The following is a 6,539-nucleotide window of genomic DNA, read 5'->3' as shown; positions in this document are numbered from 1 at the left end:
AACTGTAACGTCTTAGATATGTAGTGTTGATAACTCAAAAAAACATCTATTCTCAAACAGATGTCAAAATACTATCCAAAATAAATTGAGGAATTAGGCAAAAACGCTATATCTAGTAAACAAAAACTGTAACGTCTTAGATATGTAGTGTTGATAACTCAAAAAAACATCTATTCTCAAACAGATGTCAAAATACTATCCAAAATAAATTGAGGAATTAGGCAAAAACGCTATATCTAGTAAACAAAAACTGTAACGTCTTAGATATGTAGCGTTGATAACTCAAAAAAACATCTATTCTCAAACAGATGTCAAAATACTATCCAAAATAAATTGAGGAATTAGGCAAAAACGCTATATCTAGTAAACAAAAACTGTAACGTCTTAAATATGTAGTGTTGATAACTCAAACAGCTATATGTTTTGAGGACTGATGCCAACATATTAATTTCAAGCCAGAGTAATATAAATTAAATAGCTTCTCAGAGACCATTCACCAAAGACTTTAGCAGGAAGATATATGTAAGCCCCTGCTACCTAGAGATTTGGATTCAACCTAACAGCAAAGGAGCCAATAATATAGTGTTCAAAATTTTTCTCATATCAAATTACCTTGTAACCGCAAGCAAAGGAGGCTTAGGAACAGTATTAAATCCTTTCCAGTTTTACACTTTACCCCTAGACGAATGGGTTAACGATGCTGTTAATTTTCTAGTTGACAACTTTCGTCCACTATTTCAAGCTATCAGCTCACCCATAAGAAATACTCTGGAAATAGTTAAATCTGGTTTTCTTGCTATTCCCCCCTTGATTTTTCTCATAATTATTGCCCTGCTAGTCTGGCAATTAGCAGGAAGAAAAATAGCCATTTATAGCATTATTGCTCTTTCTATAATTGGTTTTTGTGGGGCTTGGGAAGAAGCAATGGTTTCCCTAGCCCTCGTTCTAACTGCCGTAATATTTTGTATGTTGGTAGGTATTCCTCTAGGTATTCTTAGTGCCATTAGCGATCGCTTCCACAAAATATTACGTCCCCTCCTAGATGCAATGCAAACTCTTCCCAGTTTCGTCTACCTAGTACCCGTAGTAATGTTATTTGGGATTGGAGAAGTTTCGGGTATTATTGCCACATTTGTTTTTGCAGTCCCCCCTCTAATTCGCCTGACAAATCTGGGTATTAGGCAAGTATCTCCAGAAGCAGTAGAAGCAGCCTTAGCTTTTGGCTCAACTCCCCAACAAGTCTTATTAGAAGTACAAATTCCTTTGGCTTTGCCTACTATTTTGGCTGGCACAAACCAAGCAATTTTATTGGCCTTATCAATGTCTGTTGTCACCTCAATGATTGGGGTAGAGGGATTAGGGCAAATGGTATTGCAAGGTCTAGGTCGTTTAAATGTCGGACTAGCTGCTGTAGGTGGTTTAGGTATTGTTTTAATTGCGGTGATGCTCGATCGTATCACTCAAGCTATTAGTCAGGGAAATGATGTTTCTTGGCAAGAGCGAGGTTTAATTGGATGGTGGCGGTCTCGCGGCTTTTCCAAACAGAAAGGTACAACTCTAGGGATAAGTATTTTGGTTGCTTTGCTGGTTGGTGTTACTAGCTGGCAATTAATCTCCCAAACTACTATAAATTCAAAAAATGAAGCATTGCCAGGGAATGGAAGAATTGTCCGGTCTACTTCTGGCTTGGAAACATCCGGTATATTTGTTACAGAGATTGTGAATATTGGGCTGGAGAAATTAGGTTATCAGGTGAAAGGCCCAAAACAATTGAATGTTCCGGCAATGCACATTGCTGTTAGTAATGATGATGTGGATTTTACTGGTGTCCATTGGCAAGTTGCGCACAAAGAATTTTTTGACAAGAATGGCGGGGAAGATAATTTAGAAAGGGTTGGAATACTTATTTCTGATTGTCAAGCGGGGTATCAGATAGATAAACGGACTGCTGAGAAATATAATATTACCGATCTATCGCAGCTCAAAGATCCAAAAATTGCTAAACTTTTTGATTCAGATGGTGATGGTAAGGCAAATTTAATCGGTTGTACTGCTGGTTGGGTGTGTGAAAGAACAATAAATCATCATTTACAGGTTTACGGACTTGAGGATACTGTTGAGCAGATTGAAGGAGATTATTCTTCTTTGATGGTAGATACTTTGACTCGTTATCGGCAAGGTAAACCTATTCTTTATTTTACTTGGACTCCTCATTGGTTAGCTTCAATTTTAAAAGTTGAGGAGGATGTGGAATGGTTGGGTGTTCCTTTTACATCTTTATTAGAAACTCAGAGAAACTTCACGGAAAAAGATACTTCAGTTAATGGAAAAAATCTTGGTGTTCCAGTCGATAGAGTTCGGATATTAGCTAACAAGAATTTTTTGCAGGATAATCCAGTTGCTCAAAGTTTATTTGAACAGATTGAAATTCCATTTCAGGATGTCAACCTCCAACAGGAAAAAGTTAAAAATGGGGAGAATAAACCTGTGGATATTCGCCGTCATGCTGAAGAATGGGTTGTTAATCATCAAGAATTATTTGATAGTTGGCTATCCGTAGCTTTGAAATAATGGAGTTGTACGCATAACTTTATTCAAGAATTTAGAATTTAGAATTTAGAATTTAGAATTACCTCTTCTTATAAACTAAGAGGATTGATTAAAAAGATTTTTTTTCTTTTTTCTCTATGAATGGAGAGGTTTTATACCTGAATTTTTCGGTAAAACACTTTCTTGAAGTGTTAACTATTTTCAGTCAGCCCAAATCACCATCTTGAAGTATTGAATTAGCCGATTTTTTTAGTAGTAGCCGAATTTTGTGAAGATTCGATCGAGACAAACCCTCGACCCCTCGGATATTTTCTCTGGAAAACTAATACCTAGCTATAAGCTGTATTTGTAATTCCCACTTAATATCCGTTTTGATCGGGTTTTAGTACATTGGATACTTCACAAAAAGTAACTTTATTTTTGTCAATTAATTTGTAACTATTGATAATCTCAATATTATTTTTAAGACTTATTTTATCAATTTTTCTACAAAAGTATGTTCTTTATATCCACATTTATATAGTAATTTTTGATAAAATTAGTATGAGTTAATATAATTATGAATATAATTAGTTAGTATGATTAGATGATTTTTTATGACTTTATCTAGAATCTAGAAAGTATCCAATAAATGAATATTAGATTTAGATACTTTAAGAGTAATGAAGATTTACTAAAAGTGCTAGTTTTTTGTTGCTGTTTTTTTCTGCTTAAGACTAAAGTAGTATGTAGAGTTACCTAGTTATAAAGTTTTTTAAACGAATAACATAGCTAACTCTAAATGGGTGATTAATAACATCTACACTTATTCGCATTTTTTTGAAAAGTATCTACATCTAAGGATTCAACGATGAATTTACCTAATTTCTTACAAAAGCTCGCTCCCGTTGGGGTAGCAGCTATAGGCGCGATCGCTCTAACTGGCATTTCTACTGCTCCTGTTCAGGCTGTTGGTACTCTCGGCTTCTCTAACGGAGCTACCGATTTCTACGAAGATGTCAAGCCTGGTGAGATTAATGGTGTAAATGATATGTTCACAGTGATCTTCAGCCCTGATGAGAGCCATAATCCTCTTGGCGACAATCTCGGCTCCACTTTAGTTAGTACCGCCAGTGGTCATTTCGTTCCCCCCTTCGCTGCAGCACCTCCTAACAATCTTGTGGAGTTAGTCCCAGTTGAAGCAAACTTTGAATGGGTACCAGGAAGTGGAACTGGTGATACTTTTCAGTATGAACTCCTAAATAATATAACCTTTGACTTCCCTAACGAAGGAGTGACTGTGACTTGGCATGCAGGTAGCTTATTTAACGGTGCATTCAATGACGACAATGGTGTAGGATTTGTTGGGATTGAAGGAAACCCTGATCCTATAGTTACCGGAATATCTAGCACTACTGTCATTGCAGATCAACTAATTTTTGAAGATATTCTGCCTGTAGGTGGTGCTACATATGGTGCATCAGTATCAACGTCAGTACCCGAACCTACTGCTGTCCTCGGATTACTCGCCTTCGGTGGTTTAGGTTTAGGTATGAAGCGCAAGCAAGAAAAAAAATAGTTACCAGTGCCTTCCAAACACCGATAACTGGATATAGTTTGATTTAGCAATTTTAGTGAGGTTAAGATTACTGCCAAGACAATCTTAACCTTACTACTTTAATAATAGCACGAGGATCGACATTAACTAAGATAGACTGGATTATTTAAGCATATTAACTTAAACTTCCAGCAACATTCTTCTCAATCATTGCTTCTAATTTTTTGCGAGTTATACAACGACGTTCAGAGGAATAACTCATTAAATTAACACCATTCATCATCCGTACTGTACTCACACGAACTCGGAAATCATCTGTCAAAAACCAACAACGTTCTTGCCCTTGATTCCTTTCATATTCTGTATCAATTGTCAAGACTCCATCTTTAGCAAAATTATATCTGCCCACCACTGGAATACCTTCGACATACCCACGATTACGCAAGAATTTACCGGTTAAGCCTGTTTGCGAATCAGGAATATCTACTAAAATAGCAGCATAATTTGGATTAGGTTCATCATCATCTAAATTATCTTGCCAATTAAAACTTGCACCACCTGTTGCTAAAGCTGGATTTACATTTTGTTGTTCACAAACTTCCCAAACTTTAGGGTCATCTTTTGTTAAAACTTTGACGATCAAATTAGATTTCCCTGACTCATCTTGAACAGAATCAAAATGATGAACAGTGCGTTGAGAAAACCATATTCCCTCACTTTTGAGAAAAAAATCCATCATTGTCATTGGTGGTGTGAATTTCATTTTTTTTACCTCTCAAGTTTTGTTAATATCTAATATCATGTATCGGTAGCATCGGTATTGTAAAGGTAAGGAAGAAGGAAGAAGGAAGAGGGAAGAAGTGAAGAGAGAACAAGGCTTTAGTTATCTAGAACAGAAGACTTAAAAGTCCAAAAAAACTTAAATTTTTTGTATAGCAATGTGTGCTGGCATATTTAAACATTATTTTTTGTACACCTTTTCTAGAATGCACTTTGAGCTGGGCCTTATAAATACCCGATCGCTAATTGCTATAGATATTCACCCTTGGGTTTACACAAACGATACCAGAGGACATGATATCAGAGATTTTTATTAACTAAAAATCAATAAAAATTCTATATAGCAATTCCCATACTGGTGAGGTACAAAATTTTAGGCTTGAGGGAACAGGGAACAGGGAACAGGGAACAGGGAACAGGGAATAAAAAGACAAAATATAACTGTACCTCACGACCTTGGGAAAGGCTATAGAGAGTTATAAAAGTATAGGATTAATTAAATGTATACTTTACAAAATATATACTTTACAAATAGACTATAAAATAGCAAACTCTCTTCAAATAAAATGCAGTTTCAATCAGCTACAGATATTATCCAAGCTTATCAGCAAGACAAAAATCTGACAGGTAGCAACCTACAAGATATAGATATCAGTCAAATTGAACTATATCAAGTTAATCTAAGTCAAAGCAATTTACAACAGGCCAATCTAAATAATACAATCCTAATTGGAGCTAACTTGAGTGAAGCAAACTTAAGTGGAGCAAATCTTAAAGGTGCTGATTTACGAGGGGCAAATCTTCAGGGAGCGAATTTGACTGGAGCAGATTTAACTGATGCATATCTCAATAGATCTGAATTACAAAAGGCTAATTTTACTAATACTAATTTGACAGGAGCTAAACTACAAGTAGCTTACTATGACAGTGAAACAATTTGGCCGGAAGGATTTGCTTATAAAAAATCAGGAGCAGTTGGGCCAGGAGCTGATTTAAGTGGAGCTTTCTTAAACACAGCTTACCTCCGAGGAGTTGACCTTCAAGGGGCAAATTTGCGGGGTGCTTATCTGAGTGGTACTGACTTGACAGGTGCTAACTTGCAAGGTGCAGCTCTGAGTGGTTCTAATATGAAGGGAGTTTTCTTAGTAGGTGCTAATTTGCGTGATGCTCGACTCAATGGGGTAGAGTTAGAGGGGGCCGATCTGCGTGCTGCCGATCTAACGGGGGCGAGTTTAGATAATATTCCTAGTATTGCTGGAGTTGATTTTACTTTGGTGCAGGGATTGAGTGACTCTACAAGAGCTATGTTATGTGGATATTCTGGCAAAGATTTAGGAACCTGGAATTCTTTTACTCGTAATAATACTAAGAGTAGTTTGTTATCTAATTTAACTGATGTTTAATTTACCGTAAGAAAGAAGGAAGAAGAAAGAAGGAAGAAGGAAAAATCTGGTTTTGTTTGAGTTTTAAACTTTTGATATTTTCTAAACTTACCTTTAACTACCATCTCAAATATTTATCTTTGGAAAAGTAAATTTTTAGTGATTTTGGTAGTAATTTGAATCAAGGAATTTTTAAAGGATATTTCAGACTAATTATTTTCACCAAAATTTTTTCATCAGATTAGTTTCAGGAGCGATCGCTATCTATAGCAATCAGGAATGAGTTGTGA

General features: G+C 36.0%; 4 protein-coding genes. 3 read left to right on the top strand and 1 reads right to left on the bottom strand.

Annotated elements, in window-relative coordinates; genetic code table 11:
• Positions 1–582: 582 nt before the first annotated feature.
• Together proX and AC3DU7_RS18685 are read left to right on the top strand one after the other, a co-directional pair.
• A complete protein-coding gene (gene proX, locus AC3DU7_RS18690) occupies positions 583–2,571 on the top strand; it encodes a glycine betaine/L-proline ABC transporter substrate-binding protein ProX (RefSeq protein WP_488040822.1) in 1,989 nt (662 codons plus the stop codon).
• An 829-nt stretch (positions 2,572–3,400) separates the two neighbouring features.
• The gene (locus tag AC3DU7_RS18685) at positions 3,401–4,108 is read left to right on the top strand and encodes a PEP-CTERM sorting domain-containing protein (protein ID WP_488040821.1); all 708 of its coding nucleotides are present in this window, start codon (positions 3,401–3,403) and stop codon (positions 4,106–4,108) included.
• 154 nt (positions 4,109–4,262) lie between these two features.
• Here the strand turns inward: AC3DU7_RS18685 and AC3DU7_RS18680 are convergent, their stop codons facing one another.
• Complete coding sequence (locus AC3DU7_RS18680; RefSeq protein ID WP_488040820.1) at positions 4,263–4,850, bottom strand: phycobiliprotein lyase; 588 nt, start codon at positions 4,848–4,850, stop codon at positions 4,263–4,265.
• Positions 4,851–5,433: 583 nt separating this feature from the next.
• On the opposite strand from AC3DU7_RS18680, the gene AC3DU7_RS18675 reads away from it, so the two are divergent.
• Positions 5,434–6,270 carry a pentapeptide repeat-containing protein gene (locus AC3DU7_RS18675; protein WP_488040819.1) on the top strand — a complete coding sequence of 279 codons (837 nt, stop codon included), beginning with the start codon at positions 5,434–5,436 and terminating at the stop codon, positions 6,268–6,270.
• The last annotated feature ends 269 nt before the right edge of the window (positions 6,271–6,539 follow it).

This window comes from Okeania sp. (assembly GCF_983059655.1).
The sequence above is the reverse complement of the archived record's forward strand: the minus strand, read 5'-3'. Positions and strand labels throughout refer to the sequence as shown.